This is a genomic window from Streptomyces sp. NPDC029956, from assembly GCF_055574655.1.
The window spans coordinates 1-15544 of sequence record NZ_JBVHZJ010000029.1 but is presented as its reverse complement, the minus strand read 5'-3'; the positions used below and the strand labels follow the sequence as shown (position 1 = coordinate 15544).

Sequence of the window (15544 nt, the reverse complement as noted above, 5' to 3'; positions counted from 1 at the left end):
CCGTAGGATGGATCCATGGCGAAGACCGGTACGACGACCCAGGGGCTGCGCGCGGCGATCGAGCGCAGCGGCTACTACCCGGCCCTCGTGGCCGAGGCGGTGGAGGCCGCCGTCGGCGGCGAGGCCGTCGCGTCGTACGTCGTGCACCAGGAGACCACGTTCGACGCCAACGAGGTCCGGCGCCATGTCACCGTCCTCGTCCTGACGCCGCACCGCTTCATCGTCAGCCACACCGACGAGCAGGCCGCCGACACCAGCTCCCCGACGCCGTACGCCACGACGTCCACCGAGTCCGTGAAGCTCGACCGGATCTCGTCGGTCGTCGTCAGCCGTGTCGTCGCCAACCCGGAGTCGTACACCCCGGGCACGCTGCCCCGTGAGGTGGTCCTCACCATCGGCTGGGGCGCCGTCTCCCGCATCGACCTGGAGCCCGCAGCCTGCGGCGACGCCAACTGCGACGCCGACCACGGCTACACGGGCAACGCCACCGCCGACGACCTCAGCCTCCGGGTGAGCGAGGCCGGGGACGGCCCGGACACCGTCCGGCAGACCCTCGTCTTCGCCCAGGCCCTGTCCGAAGCCATCGCGGCCACCGCCGCCCCCACCCGCTGATGGTGCAGCCGACCGCCGTGACCCACGGCTGGCCCGACGACCCGGTTCCGCTCGCCCCGGACACCGCGCCGGTCCCCGAGTACACCTTCGGCTCCCTCGGCGACGTGCTGCCGACGCTCGTCGCCGGCCAGGGCGTGCCCGGGTTCGACGCCCGGATCGCCGAGCTCTCCCCGGCCGACCGGAACTGCGTCTTCCTGATCGACGGGCTCGGCTGGGAGCAGATCACGGCCCACCCGGACGAGGCCCCGTATCTGACCTCGCTCCTCGGCTCCTCGCGCGGGGGCACCGGCCGGCCGATCACCGCGGGCTTCCCCGCCACCACGGCGACCTCGCTGGCCTCCGTCGGCACCGGCCGCTACCCCGGTGCGCACGGGCTGCCCGGCTACACCGTGCGCAACCCCGACACCGGCGAGCTGATGAACCAGCTGCGCTGGAAGCCGTGGACCTCGCCGCGCGTCTGGCAGCCGTACCCCACCGTCTTCCAGCTCGCCCACGAGGCCGGGATCCACACCGCCCAGGTGTCCTCCCCGATCTTCGAGCAGACCCCGCTCACCAAGGTCGCGCTCAGCGGCGGAACGTTCCACGGGCGGCTCTCCGGCGAGGAGCGCATGGACTTCGCCGCCGAGCAGCTCGCCGCCGGCGACCGCTCGCTGGTCTACACGTACTACAGCGAACTCGACGGCGCCGGACACCGCTTCGGCATCGACTCCGACGCCTGGCGCGGCCAGCTGATGTTCGTCGACCGGCTCGTGCAGCGGCTCGCCGAGCAGCTGCCGCCCCGCTCGGCGCTGTACGTCACGGCCGACCACGGCATGGTCGACATCCCCTTCGACGAGCAGCACCGCATCGACTTCGACGAGGACTGGGAGCTCCGCGCGGGCGTCGCCCTCCTCGGCGGCGAGGGACGTGCCCGGCACGTCTACGCCGTGCCCGGAGCCGAGACGGACGTCCTCACCTGCTGGCGCGAGGTGATCGGCGAGCAGTTCTGGGTCGCGAGCCGCGACGAGGCGATCTCGCTCGGCTGGTTCGGCGACGAGATCGACGAGCGCGTGTACGGGCGGATCGGCGACGTCGTCGCCGCGGCCCACGACGACGTGGCGATCACCGCCTCCGTGAACGAGCCCCACGAGTCCGCGATGGCCGGCATGCACGGGTCCATGACCCCTGCGGAGCAGCTCGTCCCGCTGCTCGAAGTCCGCACCTGAGCCCTCCGGAACTCCGGACCCCCGGACGCCCCCGGACACCCTTCCCCCTCCACGACCTGAAAGGTCCCCGTCCCGTCATGCCCGAGCTGGTCTTCTTCTCCGGAACCATGGATTGCGGGAAGAGCACCCTGGCACTCCAGATCGCCCACAACCGTGACGCGCGAGGGCTCCAGGGCGTGATCTTCACCCGTGACGACCGGGCGGGCGAGGGGAAGCTCTCCTCCCGGCTCGGCCTGGTGACGGAGGCCGTCGAAGCGCCGCAGGGCATGGACCTGTACGCGTACCTCGTCGCCCAGCTCTCCCAGGGCGGCAAGGCCGACTACGTGATCGTCGACGAGGCCCAGTTCCTCGCCCCGGAGCAGATCGACCAGCTCGCCCGGGTCGTCGACGACCTCGGTCTCGACGTCTTCGCCTTCGGCATCACCACCGACTTCCGGACCAGGCTCTTCCCCGGCTCGCAGCGGCTCATCGAGCTGGCGGACCGCATCGAGCAGCTCCAGGTCGAGGCGCTGTGCTGGTGCGGCGCCCGCGCCACCCACAACGCCCGCACGGTGGGCGGCGAGATGGTCGTCGAGGGCGAGCAGGTCGTCGTCGGCGACGTGAACCGCCCGGCCGAGGAGATCGGTTACGAAGTGCTCTGCCGACGCCATCACCGGCGCCGGATGACCTCCGCCTCGGCCCGGGCAGGGGCCCTCTCCCCGGACGTGCTGCCGGTCAACGGCTGAGCCCTCACCGGGCCGGGCCCGTCCGGCGGGACCGGAGCGGGAGAGAAACGGTATCGAGGCGATCGACTCTGGCGGAGTGGTTCTCTGCAGGAGGAGTCTTTCGATGAAACATCCCCCGGACCGGATCGACGTGGCCGAGGGGCTGCGCCACATCCTTCAGGAGCTGTCCGCCATCGAGCGGTCGGTCGAGGGTGGACGCGCGGGCCTGCCGGATGCCCGTACGGACGGAGAGGGGCCCTGGGACGGGCCCGAGTTCAGCGTCGAGACCGTCAGCGACAACAGCATGCACACCGTGGTGGACATCACGGCACTGCGCGGTCCCGGCCAGCCCCCGCCCGACCGTGCCGGGCCCGACGAGGAAGAGGTCGCCGCGCTGCGCGCGACCGTGCGCGCGCTGCTCGATCTGGCGGACATCGGATCCGGACGGGTGTGTACCACCGTGGTCCTCACCGAGCGGGGGCCACGGGTGGTCAGTTGCCGACTGGGCGGCGGCGCGACGGTGTTCGCGCGCGAGCCGGGGTCGGGGGCGGCGGGCTGAGCGGGTCCGCCGGGGGCGTCCTCGGCGGGCCGAGCGGGATTCCACAGGAGGGTTGTACCCGGGCTGACCTGGCGTTCCCGGGTGCGTTCCCGTGCCGTGCCGAAGGGCGGTATCGGCTCGGGAACGGTCCGGGAACGGCTCACCGGAGAGTACGTGGTGTCGGGAAGCAGAACCGGAGAAACCACGTAAAGGGGATACGGCCATGGGACGCAAGTCGACTGGATTCGCCGGGATCGTCGTCGCCGCCGCTCTCGCCCTCGGGCTCGGGGCCACGGTGGAGGCGGGTCACGAGCAGAGCCGGCCGGTCGGCGTCCAGATCCAGGCCGATGACCAGGGTCCGACGGTGATCGGTAAGGGTGGGGTGGTTCAGGCCGGTGCGACGGACGACCAGGGTCCGACGGTGATCGGTAAGGGTGGCGTGGTTCAGGCCGGTGCGACGGACGACCAGGGTCCGACGGTGATCGGCAAGGGCGGGGTCGTCCAGGCCGGTGCGACGGACGACCAGGGTCCGACCGTGATCGGCAAGGGCGGGGTCGCCGCCGGGGGTCCGAGCGTCTTCGCCGCCTGATTCCCGGCCCCGTACGTCAGCTACGACGGCGTTCCGCCGGGACGCCCATCTCGCCGAACAGATCCTCCGCCGAGCGCTCGTTGCGCGCCGCCTCCTCAGAGAGGCCGAGGGCGGCCTGGGCGCGGGCCATGCCGGACAGGGCGTAGGCCATCTCGATGCGGAAGTCGAGGGAGTGCGCCACCTCGTGGGCGCTCTCGTGCAGGCCGAGCGCCGCCACGTACTCCTTGCGCTTGTAGAGGTAGCGGCCGACGGTGTTCTCGACCTTGGCCCGGCGCAGTGGAGAAACGTTTGGCCCGATGGTTTCCATGGCACGGTCGGCGTACCGGACGGCCTGCTCGTCCCTGCCGAGACGCTGGGCGACCTCCGCGAGGAGAGCCAGGGCCAGGGCCACCTGCCCCGGGTCGCTGTTCTCGGTGCACAGTGCCCGCGCCCGCGCGAGGGCCGTGTCGGCGGCTTCGTCGTCGCCGAGGCAGGCGTGGGCGAACGCCAGGTCCGTGAAGGCCACCAACTTGTTCTCGTGCTGGCCCAGTTCGTCGCAGAGCGCGATCGCCCGACGAGCTGCCGACGCCGCCTCCTCGTGCCGCCCCCACTGCTCGTACAGGGTGCTGAGCAGGGTGAGGCTCTCCGCCTCCGCCCGGCTGGCGCCCAGTTCCCGCTGGTGCGCGATCGACTTCTCCAGATGGGACAGCGCCTGCGGGAACCGGCCGAGCAGGCTGTTCAGCTGACCGAGGGCGCCCTCGCTGTGGGCCAACGTCTGTACGTCCCCCAGTCGTGCGGCGACGTCACGGCCCTCCGTGGCGACCTCGATCCCCTCGGCGAAACGCCCCAGCTTCCAGCACGCAACACCCAGATTGGACAGGCTCACCCCCAGCAGCGGCAGTTCACCCAGCCGGCGCGCGGCGGCCACCGCCAGGAGCCCCATCGAACGGAACTCCTCCAACTGGCCCCGCGCACTCAGCTGGAAGGCCAGATTACGGCTCAGGAACACGGTGTGGCGGTCGTGTCCCAGCCGGTCGGCCAGACCCACCGCCCCGAGCAGCGACGCCTGCTCCCGTGCGAACCACAGCTCGGCCTGCTCGCTCTCCGCGAACCGCGGCAGCCGCGTGAGCCACGCGTCCGCGTCCTCCACCTCCGCCACCTCGGTGGGGATGCGGCGCCGGCCCGGGAACATCACCTGGCAGGCCGTCTCCGTCGCCGCCAGGTAGTAGTCGAGCAGCCGACGCGTCGACGTGGAGTCGTCCTCCTCCGTCACCGTCGACCTGAGGCTCTGCGCGAAGCTGCGCACCAGGTCGTGGAAGGTGTACAGGCCGATCTCGGGCTGCTGCAACAGATGGACGTCCAGGAGGAGTTCGAGGATGTCCTCGGCGTCGGCCGGATCGGTCTCCAGGAGTGCGGCCGCCGCGTACACGTCGAGGTCGCCGCCGGGATGCAGCGCCAGACTGCGGAACGCGGTCCGGCAGTCCTGCTCCAGGGCCTGGTACGACAGCCGCAGGGTGGCGGCGACACTGCGCTGCCCCGAACTCAGCTCGTCCAGCCGGCGCGTCTCGTCGCGCAGCCGGTCGGCCAGGTAACGCAGCGTCCAGCGGGGCCTGTTGCGCAGCCGGGCGGTCGCGATCCGCAGAGCCAGGGGAAGACGGCCGCACAGCCGGGCCAGTTCGGCCGCCGCCTCGGGCTCCGCCGCGTACCGCCGCTCGCCCAGCGTCTCCGCCATCAGTGCCGCGCACTCCGCAGGCGACATCACGTCGATCGAGATCCACTGGGCCGAGTCGAGGTCCACCAGCCGGGCCCGGCTGGTGACGAGGACCAGGCAACCGGGTGTGGTCGGCAGCAGCGGTCGTACGCCGTCGGCGTCGGCGGCGTTGTCGAGGAGGAGCAGCAGCCGCTTCCCTGTGACGGTCGACCGCCACAGCGCCGTACGGCCCGCGAGGTCCTCCGGGATGCGCGACCCCGGCACGCCCAGGGCGCGTAACAGACTGTCGAGAGCCCCGCCGGCGGTCACCGGCTGCTCGCCGGGTGTGTAGCCGCGCAGGTCGATGTAGAGCTGGCCGTCGGGGAACTCGGAGGCCAGCGAATGCGCCGCGTGCACGGCGAGGGAGGTCTTGCCGCTGCCGCCCATGCCGTCCAGGGCCACGATCCGCGAATGCCGCGCGCAGTCCCGGCCGGCCGAGTCGAGCAGCTCCCGCAGTTCGTCGCCGCGGCCGGTGAAGTCCGCCAGGTCGTACGGAAGGGTGCACGGGGCCTCGGCGGGCGCCGCGTCCGACAGGGCGACCGGGGTCACGGCGGGCGGGGGAGCGGGGGCGGCCAGCTCCGGGCTGTCGCGCAGGATCCCCTCGTACACCTTGGTCAGCCGGGGGCCCGGGTCGACGCCCAGCTCCTCCACCAGGAGCTCGCGGACCCGGCTGTACTCCTCCAGCGCCTCGGCCTGCCGGCCCGAGCGGTACAGGGCGAGCATCAACTGGGCCCGCAGCGACTCGTGCAGGGGGTGCGCCTGCACCAGATCCCGCAGATCGACGACGAGTTCCGCCGTCTCGCCGAGAGCGAGACGGAGGGCGAAGAGCTTCTCCGCGGCAGCGAGCCTGCGCTCCTCGAGCGCGGTGGCCGCCGCCTCGATCACCGGGCCGCCCGCCCCCGACAGGATCGGACCCCGCCACAGGCCGAGCGCACGGCGCAGCGACTCCACCGCGTCGACCGACCGGCCCTCGCCCGGGGCGTCCCGGGCCGATTTCACGAGAAGGCCGAACTCCGTCAGGTCGAGCTGCTCCGGAGCGAGGACCACCCGGTATCCGGGGCCGTCGGTGACGATGACCTCGCTGCCCGCGGGGATGCGCCGACGCAGATCGGCGACCGCCTTGCGGACCTGGTGCGAGGCGGTCGCCGGCGGGTCCTCGGCCCAGGCCGACTCCACGAGCCGGCCGATCGTCAGCACCCGTCCCGGCTCCAGGAGCAGCGTTCCGAGCACGCGTTCCTGGATGAGGCCCCCCAGCCTCAGCCGGGAACCGTCGGCCCAGCCTTCAAGGGGCCCCAGCACGTTGAATCTCAGCGATTGCTCCTCGGCAGCGGTCATTGCCGCGAGCACCCCCCCAGGTCTCCCGGCCACGCCCTCGGCGCCGGTGATTGCGGATCCTAGCCCGTTCCCGTGACCCCCGGGAACGAGGCGGTACGGGATCGGTAAGCGGTCCCGCCACCGTATGACCCACGAGGCCGCCTCCTTCACGGCCCTCGCGACTGAGGACCCCCCATGCAGCAAGGAGACTGGTCATGACCGAACAGGCATCGCCGGACGGGCTCGCCGAGCAGCTGCGGGCGGCACGGCAGTGGGCCGGCATCACGCAGGAACAGCTGGCGGGCCTGTCGACCGTCAGCGTGCGGGCCATCCGGGATCTGGAGCAGGGCCGGGTGCGGCATCCGCGCCGGGAGACGCTCCGGCTGCTCGCCGGTGCCATGCGGCTGAGCGATGCCCGCCGTGCCGCCCTCGAACTGGCCGTCGAGGGGGCGGAGGCCGGCACGGTGATGCGCGAGGCGTACGGCGCCGAACTGGCTCCGCCACCGCAGCCGTTGCGCAGACTCGTCGGCCGGACCGAGGAACTCCGTTCCCTGACCGGTCTGCTGGCCACCGAGCACGAGCGGCTCCTCAGCGTGGTGGGCCTGGCCGGTGTCGGCAAGACCCGGCTGGCCCAGGAGGCCGCCCTGCTGCTCCACGGCCGCGACCGGACCCCCGTCGTCTGGGTCGACATGACCGAGGCCGCGCCGCCGGTGGCCGGGCCCGCCGGGACCCGCAGCCCGCGGTCCGCGCTGACGGCCTGGGCCCGTTCCCTGGCCCTCGGCGGCCGGGGCCTGGACGAACTCGCCTCCGTGATACGCGGCCGGGCCACCCTGCTGGTCCTCGACGGCCACGACACCGGCCCCCACCTCACGCCCCCGCTCCTCGAACTGCTGCACGTCTGCGAGCGGCTCAAGGTGCTGATCACCACGCGCGAACCGCACCGCACCCCGGGCAGCCGGATGCTGCCGCTCGGCCCGCTGCCCATACCCGAGCCGGAGCCCGGAGAGTCCCCGCGAGGCGCCGAGGCGCCCGGCGCCTCCCTGACCGCGGGGCAGCCCGCCGTCGAGCTCATGCTGTCGTACGTCGGTCACATGCGCCCCGACCTGATGCCCGGCGACTCGCTGGTGCGCACGGTGGCGCGGATCAGCCGGGCCCTCGACGGTGTACCGCGGGCGATGGAGGCCGCCGCCTCCTGGCTGCTGCTGCGCTCACCCGCGGAACTGCTGCGCATCGCACAGGCGACACCCCTCGACGTCGTGGACGACGTGACCGCAGGGGACGCCGGCGGCGGCGCGGGCGGCGAGGGACTCGCCGCGCTGCTCGCGGCGGCCGTGGCCCGGCTCGACGACGGACCCGCGGCGCTGCTCGGCGACCTGAGCCTCCTTCCCGACGGCTGGAGCGCCGACCAGGCCGCCGTCGGTCTGTCCGCGACGCCGGCCGCCGTGGTGCGCGACGTCCACGCACTGATGCTGCGGGGTCTCGTACGACGCCTTCCCGGCGAGGAGGACGGAGCCCCGAGGTTCGGGGTGCTCAACCTGGTGCGGCAGCTCGCCGCCGAACGCGCCGCCTCGCTCGTACCGGCGACGGCCCTCGTCTCCTCCTGAACGGAGCCCGGTCTCCGTCCCTCGGCTCTGTCCGCGCTGCCGCCGTTCCTCCTTGCTTCGCCCCCTCGCTTCCCTTCCCCCTCGCTTCCCTTCCCCTCTCCGTCCCGCTTCTTCTCCCCTTCTCTCCTCCTCGAAGAAAGGCCCGTCCGCCATGCGCAACCTGATCTCGCTCGCCGACCTGAAGCCCGAGCAGCTCGCCCGTATCGTCGCCCGCGCCGTCGAGTTCGGCACCGGCGGCGTCGAGGACAAGCCGCTGGCCGGACGCCAGGTCGGTGTCTACTTCCGCAAGTCGTCCACCCGGACCCGGACCTCGTTCTGGAGCGGCGCCACCCGGCTGGGGGCCGACGTCATCACCTTCGGCCCCGACGAGCTCCAGCTGACCACCGGTGAGACCGTGGAGGACACCAGCCGGGTCCTCGGCCAGTACCTGGACGCCCTCGTGGTCCGCACCAACGGCGACGTGGCGGAGATGCGCCGCCTCGGCGGCAGCCCGGACCTCGCCGTGGTGAACGCCCTCAGCCTCGACGAGCACCCGACCCAGGCGATCGCCGACCTCACCACGCTCGCCGAGCACTTCGGGAGGCTCGCCGGCCTCCACGTGCTCGTCGTCGGCGAGGGCAACAGCTCCGGCGCGGCGCTCGCGCTGGCCGGCGCGCTGACCCCCGGGCTGCGGATCACCCTGCTGAGCCCCGAGGGGTACGAGGTGCCCAAGAGCACCATGGACCTCGTCGACGAACTGAGCGGCGGCGACCACCAGGTGCGCCGGATCACCGACCCGGCCGAGGTCGAAGGCCCCGTCGACGCGGTCTACACGAGCCGCTGGCAGACCATGGGCGTACCGAAGGCGGACCCCGACTGGCTGGACGCGTTCGAGGGGTTCGCCATCGACCGCGCGTTCTTCGAGCGGTACAGCGGCCCGGACACCGTCTTCCTGCACGACCTGCCGGCCGTGCGCGGCCAGGAGGTCACCGACGAGGTCCTCGACGGGGAGCGCAGCCTCGCCTGGCGGCAGGCCCACCACAAGATGACCGCGGCGATGGCCGTACTGGAGTGGTGCGTGGTCGGCGAGATCTGAGCACCACAGGTCCGCAACGGACGGGGGCGGCGTCGGTACGGGTTCGTGGAACCCGGTACCGACGCCGCCCCCGCGTGTGAGCGACGGTCGTCAGCCGCCCATCGCGGCGACCACCGAACGGGGCCGCAGATCCGTCCAGTTGGCCTCGATGTACTCGGCGCACTCCTGCTTGCTGCCCTCCTCGCGGACCAGCTGCCAGCCCTCCGGGCGGCGGATCCGGGCGGGCCACAGCGAGTGCTGGCCCTCGTCGTTGGCCAGGACGACGAAACGGCCGTCGGCGTCGTCGAACGGGTTGGTTGCCATGGCTTCACCTCTGTGGGTTCCGTGGAACGGGGATCCGGTGCCGCACCGGTGCCTCGACGCTACGAGACCGTGTCCGCCGGTTCGGGCAGCCGGGGCGGCAGTTGGGCGGCAGCCTGCCCGGCAGCCGGGGCGGCAGCCCATCCGGCCGTCGCGGTGGCAGTCGGGGCGGCAACCCATCTGACCGTCGGGCGGGCAGTCGGGGCGGCAGCCCATCCGGCCGTCGGGCGGGCAGTCGGGGCGGCAGCCCGCCCGGGCCTCGTCCCCCGGGCGGCCGGCCCCGTACGCCGGGGTCCTATACGAGCACGCGGGACACCTCGTTGGCGCGCGTGACCGCGATGCCGGTGGCGACCGCGGCGGCCCGCACCGAGCCGAGTGCCTCGCGCAGCAGCTCCGTGCGCAGCTGCGGCTGGTCCGCCAGCTCCGGCCGGTCCGCGTCGATCAACTGCACCGCGGCCTCCAGTACGGCGAACTTGGCTTCCCCCAGGGGCTCGTGGCGGTCGGCATCGGTCATGACGTCACGCAGGGCCGCGGCCAGTTCCGCGGCGGGGGCGATCTGGGACATGGGTCCACTCCTCAGGGTTCTCGGACGCGCGTGCTCCCGCGTTCCGCTCCGGCCGACGGGGCTACGGAGCGGCGGATCTCGACTGTAGGGCGGGCCGGGAGAGCGGCGGCGACAGGCAGCGGCAACTGCCGCCCGGCTGCCGCCCGGGGCGCCGGTCGGCGGTGTCCCGCGTTCCTACGATCGATGCCGAAGGGATGTTCCGAGCGATCCAGGACCTCCTTCTCCCACTTGTCATCCCACGATGTGGACGAAGAAGTGATGATGCAGACTGCGGAATGGGCGTCCCGAGAGCGATCCGGGCCGCTGGACGTCGTTGTCACCGGACTGCCGTCCGATGCGCACACCTGGAACCTCGTATTCATCCAGCTGCTGATCGAGGACCTGGGGCACCACGTCATCAACCTGGGCCCGTGCGTCCCCCAGGACGAGATCGTCGAATCCTGCGGCAAGCACCAGCCCGACCTGCTCGTGGTCAGCACCGTCAACGGCCACGGCTTCCAGGACGCCGACCAGCTCATCCGGGCGATCCGCTCGCGCTGGGAGCTGGCCGGCCTGCCCGCCGTCATCGGCGGCAAGCTGGGCGTCCTCGGCGCCGAGGACCGGGCCGGGCACGGCCGCCGACTCCTGGAGGCCGGCTTCGACGCGGTGTTCCAGGAGGACCGGGGCGAGGACCAGGGCCTCGGCGCCTTCGCGGCGTTCGTCGGCCGGGTGGCCGCCGAACGCGTCCCGGCCGCGTCGGCCGCCCCGCTGGAAGGGGTGGCACGGTGATCTCCTCCGGACGCGGGACCTCCTCCGGAACCGGGACCTCCTCCGGAACCGGGACCTCCCTCGGAGCCGGGACCTCCCTCGGGCGCGCGACCTCCTTCGGACGGTTCGTGGCCGACGCCAGGGCCCGCGGCGCCCTCGTGGTCCAGCCACGCATGGGCTTCTCCGAGCCGGCCCGCATGCGGGCCGGTCTCGCCGCCACCAAGAGTGCCGCCGTCGCGGTCGCCGGCACCCTCACCATCGACAGCTACACCCGGGTCGGCGACGAGCCCTCGGCCGTCCGCGCCCTGGGCAGCGGCATCCCGCTCAACGGCTACCCCATCACCTCCTACAGCCCCGACACCTCGCGCTGGGTCCTCGACGGCCTCGCCGACGCGGACTTCCCCGTCCAGGTCCGGCACGGCTCGGCGAGCCCGCAACGGATCGTCGCCGCGCTCGCCCGGCTCGGCCTCACCGCGACCGAGGGCGGACCGGTCTCGTACTGCCTGCCCTACGGCCGCACGCCGCTCGTCGACTCGGTCCGCAACTGGCGGGAGACCTGCGAGCGGTTGGCCGCCCTGCGCGCCGACGGCGCCGAGCCTCACCTGGAGAGCTTCGGCGGCTGCATGCTCGGCCAGCTCTGCCCGCCGGGACTGCTCGTGGCGATCAGCGCACTGGAGGGAGTCTTCTTCCACCGGGCCGGACTGCGGTCCGTCTCCCTCAGCTACGCCCAGCAGACCAGCCCCGAGCAGGACCGGCAGGCGGTACGCGCACTGCGCCGACTGGCGGCCGAACTCCTGCCGGACACCGACTGGCACATCGTCGTCTACACCTACATGGGCGTATACCCGAGGACCACGCGCGGCGCCCACGCCCTCCTCGCGGACTCCGCCGAGCTGGCGGTCCGGGCGGGTGCGCAGCGGCTGATCGTCAAGACCGCCGCCGAGGCCCACCGCATCCCGACGGTCACCGAGAACGTCCGGGCCCTGCGCATCGCGGCGGCCGCGGGCGAGCGCGCCGCGGCCGCGGGCACGGAGGAGGCGGACGGCGCCGACGAGACGGCCGACAACCCCGTGTACGCCGAGGCCCGCGCCCTCGTCGACGCCGTGCTGGACCTGGACACCGATCTCGGAAGCGCCCTCCTGAAGGCCTTCGAGCGCGGCTACCTGGACGTCCCCTACTGCCTGCACCCCGACAACGCCGGCCGCTCCCGCAGCCACATCGACGCGGCGGGCCGGCTGAGCTGGTCGGACATCGGGGCCATGCCCATCGGGCGGGTCACCGGACGGCGCGGCGCCCGGCTCACCGCGACCGGACTCCACGACGCGCTGACCTTCGTACAGCGCCGCTACGACGATCCCGAAGCCCGGCTCGCGGCGCCGTCCCACGCGCAGTCCGAAGCCCGGCCCTCGGCACAGCCCGAAGCCCGGCTCTCAGCCCGGCCCGCGGCGCGGCTCGACGGTCATCCCGACGAGCACGCCGTGCACCACCCCATCGACGACCGCCCCGAGGACGCCGGCCGGACCCCCGCCGACGCCCTTCTCCTCCAGGAGGTATGACCGTGACCGTCATCATCGCCGAGGCCGTGGACGAGGCACTCCTGCCGTTCCCGGCGTCGCCCGACGCGCATCTGACCGACCCGCTGACCCGGGCCACCCTGCGCGTGCAGAGCCACATGCTCACCGCCACCCGCGCCTTCCTGACCGGCCGCGGCTTCCAGGAGCTGCTGCCGCCCATCATCGGCCCGGTCACCGACCCCGGCATCCGCGGCTCCAAGCAGGTGGACGTCGACTTCTACGGCCACAAGTACAAGATGATGACGAGCGCGATCCTCTACAAGCAGGCCTCGCTCCTCGCCTTCGACAAGATCTTCTACATCGCGCCCAACGTTCGGCTCGAACCCCTCGAGACGGCCGTCACGCACCGCCACCTCGCCGAGTTCCACCAGATCGACGTCGAGATCCGCGACGCCCGCCGCGAGGACGCGATGGACCTCGCCGAGCAGCTCGTCACCCATGTCGTCGCCGAGGTCCTCTCCCGCATGCCGGCCGAACTCGACGTGCTCGGCCGGGACACCGACGCCCTGCGGGAGATCTTCGCGGGTGCCTTCGGACGCGTCGGCCACCAGCGGGCCACCGCCGAGCTGATCGGCCTCGGCCACCCCCAGGACCCCGCGGCCGAGATCGACTGGCAGGGCGAGGAGATCGTCTCCGCCCGCGCGGACCGCCCCTTCTTCATCACCGACTACCCCAAGGGCTCCCGCGGCTTCTACGACAAGGAGAACGCCGAACAGCCCGGCGTCCTGCGGAACTTCGACCTCATCGCCCCCGAGGGGTACGGCGAGCTCGCCAGCGGCAGCGAACGGGAGCACGACTACGCCACCCTCGTCACCCGGATGCGGGAGACCGGCGAGAACCCCGCCAAGTACGGCTGGTACCTGGACCTGGCCCGCCGCGGCATCCCCGCCAGCTCCGGCTTCGGCATCGGCCTGGAGCGCTTCACCCGCTACGTCACCGGACGGCAGGCCGCCTGGCAGGCCAGCGCCTACCCGAAGCTCCCCGGGGTGGTGTCGGCGTGAGCGCCGCACTCGTCGCGGACGGCTTCCCCGAGGAGCAGGTCCGGCAGCGCGCCCGGCACGGCGCCGGGGCCGTCTTCCCCGCCGAGGCGGGATACGGCACCGGACTGCTCGGCGCCGCTCCCGCCGCGTCCGCGGAGCGGGCCGGGTACGACCCGGACGACGTCCTCGAGCGGATCCGGATCGTGCCGCCCGTCTTCATGCCCGAGAGGCTGAAGAAGCTCATCGACCTCGCCCGCGAACCGCTCTACAGCGACGTCGAACTCGACACCGTCATCGGCGGGTTCACGAGCCGGCTGCCGCTGTACGTGTCGGCCTTCGGGTCCACCCGGGTCGCCAGCCACGACCTCGGCGAGGCCGCCGGACGGCAGGCCGGAGCACTCGGCATCCCGCTCGTCATCGGCGAGAACGTCGTCCCCGTCAACGGCTACCGCAGCTCCGGCGAGGCCGGCGCCTCCCCGCTGCTCGGCCGGATCGCGGCCTACGCAGAGGCGGCCGACGGCGAGCACGGCGGCGTCGTCGTCCAGCAGTCCACCGAGGACGCCGACGCGGAGGTGTGGAACCTCGTCTACAGCGACCCGGTCACCGAACCCCTGCTCGCCACCGGCCGCCTCGCCTTCGAGCTCAAGGTCGGTCAGGGCGCCAAGCCCGGGCTCGGCGGGCTCACCCTCCTCGACCGGGGCACCGCGGGGCAGGTCGCCGAGCAGTACTCCCTCGACGAGGTGTTCGGCGCCGGCAGCGACCAGGTGCTCCGGGTCGCCAGCCCCGGCACCTTCACCGAGGAGATCCTGCGCCAGCAGATCCGCCTCATGCGCAACAACTTCCCCCGCGCCCGGGTGTGGGTGAAGCTCCACCCCGGCCGGGACGTGGCCCACGCCGCGGCCACCGCCTGGGCGGCCGGCGCGGACTCCGTCACCGTCGACGGCGCGGAGGGCGGCACCGCCTGGGCCCCCACCGGCTTCCTCACCCACGTCGGCCTGCCGCTCGCCGACTGCCTGCGCCGCGTGGGCCGCACCGACCACTGCCTCCTCGCCAGCGGACGCATGTGGGAGGGCACCCGTGCCGTCAAGGCCCTCGCTCTCGGCGCCCGTGCCGTCGGCCTCGGCCGCGCCGCCCTGCTCGCCGTCGACGAGGACCGCGAGGCGGGCCTGACCCGGCTCGCCGAGGCCCTCGCCCTCGAACTGCGGATGCTGACCAGCGCGGTCGGCAAGTACCACGTGAACGCCCTGGCCCCGGAGGACCTGCTCCTGCCGGACCGGTGGGAGCAGCCCCCGACCGCCGCCGGCGTCTAGCCCGCCTCAGCACCACCTACGCGATTCCCAGTCGTGGCCGTACGGGATGTCCGGCACGCCGCGAGACCCGTACCCGCCCGAACCTTCGAGAATGGTGTCGAGAAGATGTCTCACCAGCACTCCGTCCAGGCTCCCGCCGTCGACATCGACGCGTACAACAGCACCGCCGTGCGGCTCCCCGAGGGTGCGCTGCACGAGTTGTTCGCCGCCCAGGCCGCGCGGACGCCGGACGCCGTGGCGCTGGTGTGCGGGGAGCGCGAACTCACCTACCGTGAACTGGACTCGGCCGCCACCGCCCTGGCGCACCGCCTGCGGGACCGGGGCGTACGGCCCGGCGACGGCGTCGGCCTCTTCCAGGACCGCTCCCTCGCGTACGTCGTCGCGATGCTCGCCGTCCTCAAGGCGGGTGGCGCCTACGTGCCGCTGGACCCGCGTCAGCCGGAGGAGCGGCGGGCGTTCCTCCTCGCCGACACCGGGGCCGTACTCCTCCTCACCGACCGCGACGAGCGGGAGGCGGCTTTCGCCGGCGACCTTCCGGTGCTGCGGCTGACGGAGGACGTGACGGTTCCGGAGCACGATGCCGCTCTCGACGTGGCCGTTCACCCTGACCAGTTGGCGTACGTGATGTACACGTCGGGTTCGAGTGGTGTGCCGAAGGGTGTGGCGAACACGCACCGGAACGTGGTCGAGCTGGCGCT

15 protein-coding genes are annotated in these 15544 nt (G+C 72.9%); 12 read left to right on the top strand and 3 right to left on the bottom strand.

All coding sequences use genetic code 11. From position 1 onward, the window contains the following. Positions 1-15: 15 nt before the first annotated feature. From ACZ4XX_RS22745 to ACZ4XX_RS22725, 5 genes are all read left to right on the top strand, one after another. Positions 16-612 carry a DUF5998 family protein gene (locus ACZ4XX_RS22745; protein ID WP_030325407.1) on the top strand — a complete coding sequence of 199 codons (597 nt, stop codon included), beginning with the start codon at positions 16-18 and terminating at the stop codon, positions 610-612. After that, a complete protein-coding gene (locus ACZ4XX_RS22740; RefSeq protein WP_468509685.1) occupies positions 612-1817 on the top strand; it encodes an alkaline phosphatase family protein in 1206 nt (401 codons plus the stop codon). The genes ACZ4XX_RS22745 and ACZ4XX_RS22740 overlap by 1 nt, the downstream gene beginning before the upstream one ends. Positions 1818-1894: 77 nt before the next feature. After that, positions 1895-2542 (top strand): thymidine kinase, encoded by a 648-nt coding sequence (locus ACZ4XX_RS22735; RefSeq protein WP_468509684.1) that lies wholly within the window; start codon positions 1895-1897, stop codon positions 2540-2542. A 103-nt stretch (positions 2543-2645) separates the two neighbouring features. Then, the gene (locus ACZ4XX_RS22730; RefSeq protein ID WP_468509683.1) at positions 2646-3080 is read left to right on the top strand and encodes a hypothetical protein; all 435 of its coding nucleotides are present in this window, start codon (positions 2646-2648) and stop codon (positions 3078-3080) included. 202 nt (positions 3081-3282) lie between these two features. Next, entirely contained in the window at positions 3283-3648 is a 366-nt protein-coding gene (locus tag ACZ4XX_RS22725) for a hypothetical protein (RefSeq protein ID WP_468509682.1), read from the top strand. A gap of 16 nt (positions 3649-3664) precedes the next feature. Here the strand turns inward: ACZ4XX_RS22725 and ACZ4XX_RS22720 are convergent, their stop codons facing one another. Next, on the bottom strand, positions 3665-6712 hold the full coding sequence (locus tag ACZ4XX_RS22720) for an AfsR/SARP family transcriptional regulator (protein ID WP_468509681.1): 3048 nt from the start codon (positions 6710-6712) through the stop codon (positions 3665-3667). Positions 6713-6906: 194 nt separating this feature from the next. Here ACZ4XX_RS22720 and ACZ4XX_RS22715 point away from each other — a divergent pair, with 194 nt between their 5' ends. Together ACZ4XX_RS22715 and ACZ4XX_RS22710 are read left to right on the top strand one after the other, a co-directional pair. After that, entirely contained in the window at positions 6907-8295 is a 1389-nt protein-coding gene (locus ACZ4XX_RS22715; RefSeq protein WP_468509680.1) for a helix-turn-helix domain-containing protein, read from the top strand. A 151-nt stretch (positions 8296-8446) separates the two neighbouring features. Beyond that, positions 8447-9370: an ornithine carbamoyltransferase gene (locus ACZ4XX_RS22710; protein WP_468509679.1), complete on the top strand. Its 924-nt coding sequence runs from the start codon at positions 8447-8449 to the stop codon at positions 9368-9370. A gap of 90 nt (positions 9371-9460) precedes the next feature. On the opposite strand, the gene ACZ4XX_RS22705 is transcribed toward ACZ4XX_RS22710, so the two are convergent. Continuing rightward, positions 9461-9673, bottom strand: a complete 213-nt coding sequence (locus tag ACZ4XX_RS22705; protein WP_055602877.1) for an MbtH family protein — start codon at positions 9671-9673, stop codon at positions 9461-9463. A 292-nt stretch (positions 9674-9965) separates the two neighbouring features. Next, entirely contained in the window at positions 9966-10235 is a 270-nt protein-coding gene (locus tag ACZ4XX_RS22700; protein WP_266970030.1) for a hypothetical protein, read from the bottom strand. Positions 10236-10496: 261 nt separating this feature from the next. Between ACZ4XX_RS22700 and ACZ4XX_RS22695 the strand changes: the two genes are divergently transcribed. The 5 genes from ACZ4XX_RS22695 to ACZ4XX_RS22675 all read left to right on the top strand — a co-directional run. Beyond that, on the top strand, positions 10497-11003 hold the full coding sequence (locus tag ACZ4XX_RS22695) for a cobalamin B12-binding domain-containing protein (RefSeq protein WP_468509678.1): 507 nt from the start codon (positions 10497-10499) through the stop codon (positions 11001-11003). Beyond that, positions 11000-12538 (top strand): methylaspartate mutase, encoded by a 1539-nt coding sequence (locus ACZ4XX_RS22690; protein WP_468509677.1) that lies wholly within the window; start codon positions 11000-11002, stop codon positions 12536-12538. The genes ACZ4XX_RS22695 and ACZ4XX_RS22690 overlap by 4 nt, the downstream gene beginning before the upstream one ends. Continuing rightward, the gene (locus ACZ4XX_RS22685) at positions 12535-13557 is read left to right on the top strand and encodes an asparagine synthetase A (RefSeq protein ID WP_468509676.1); all 1023 of its coding nucleotides are present in this window, start codon (positions 12535-12537) and stop codon (positions 13555-13557) included. The genes ACZ4XX_RS22690 and ACZ4XX_RS22685 overlap by 4 nt, the downstream gene beginning before the upstream one ends. Then, positions 13554-14846, top strand: coding sequence for a glutamate synthase-related protein (locus ACZ4XX_RS22680; protein ID WP_468509675.1), 1293 nt, complete (start codon positions 13554-13556; stop codon positions 14844-14846). The genes ACZ4XX_RS22685 and ACZ4XX_RS22680 overlap by 4 nt, the downstream gene beginning before the upstream one ends. A gap of 105 nt (positions 14847-14951) precedes the next feature. Further along, positions 14952-15544, top strand: a 593-nt coding sequence (locus tag ACZ4XX_RS22675) for an AMP-binding protein (RefSeq protein WP_468509674.1), incomplete at its 3' end; no start/stop codon positions are given.

Coding starts and splice junctions, on each gene's coding strand:
- ACZ4XX_RS22710 (WP_468509679.1), top strand. CDS start 8,447: ATGCGCAACCTGATCTCGCTCGCCGACCTGAAGCCCGAGCAGCTCGCC.
- ACZ4XX_RS22720 (WP_468509681.1), bottom strand. CDS start 6,712: ATGACCGCTGCCGAGGAGCAATCGCTGAGATTCAACGTGCTGGGGCCC.
- ACZ4XX_RS22725 (WP_468509682.1), top strand. CDS start 3,283: ATGGGACGCAAGTCGACTGGATTCGCCGGGATCGTCGTCGCCGCCGCT.
- ACZ4XX_RS22745 (WP_030325407.1), top strand. CDS start 16: ATGGCGAAGACCGGTACGACGACCCAGGGGCTGCGCGCGGCGATCGAG.
- ACZ4XX_RS22705 (WP_055602877.1), bottom strand. CDS start 9,673: ATGGCAACCAACCCGTTCGACGACGCCGACGGCCGTTTCGTCGTCCTG.
- ACZ4XX_RS22740 (WP_468509685.1), top strand. CDS start 612: ATGGTGCAGCCGACCGCCGTGACCCACGGCTGGCCCGACGACCCGGTT.
- ACZ4XX_RS22685 (WP_468509676.1), top strand. CDS start 12,535: ATGACCGTGACCGTCATCATCGCCGAGGCCGTGGACGAGGCACTCCTG.
- ACZ4XX_RS22730 (WP_468509683.1), top strand. CDS start 2,646: ATGAAACATCCCCCGGACCGGATCGACGTGGCCGAGGGGCTGCGCCAC.
- ACZ4XX_RS22700 (WP_266970030.1), bottom strand. CDS start 10,235: ATGTCCCAGATCGCCCCCGCCGCGGAACTGGCCGCGGCCCTGCGTGAC.
- ACZ4XX_RS22735 (WP_468509684.1), top strand. CDS start 1,895: ATGCCCGAGCTGGTCTTCTTCTCCGGAACCATGGATTGCGGGAAGAGC.
- ACZ4XX_RS22695 (WP_468509678.1), top strand. CDS start 10,497: ATGCAGACTGCGGAATGGGCGTCCCGAGAGCGATCCGGGCCGCTGGAC.
- ACZ4XX_RS22715 (WP_468509680.1), top strand. CDS start 6,907: ATGACCGAACAGGCATCGCCGGACGGGCTCGCCGAGCAGCTGCGGGCG.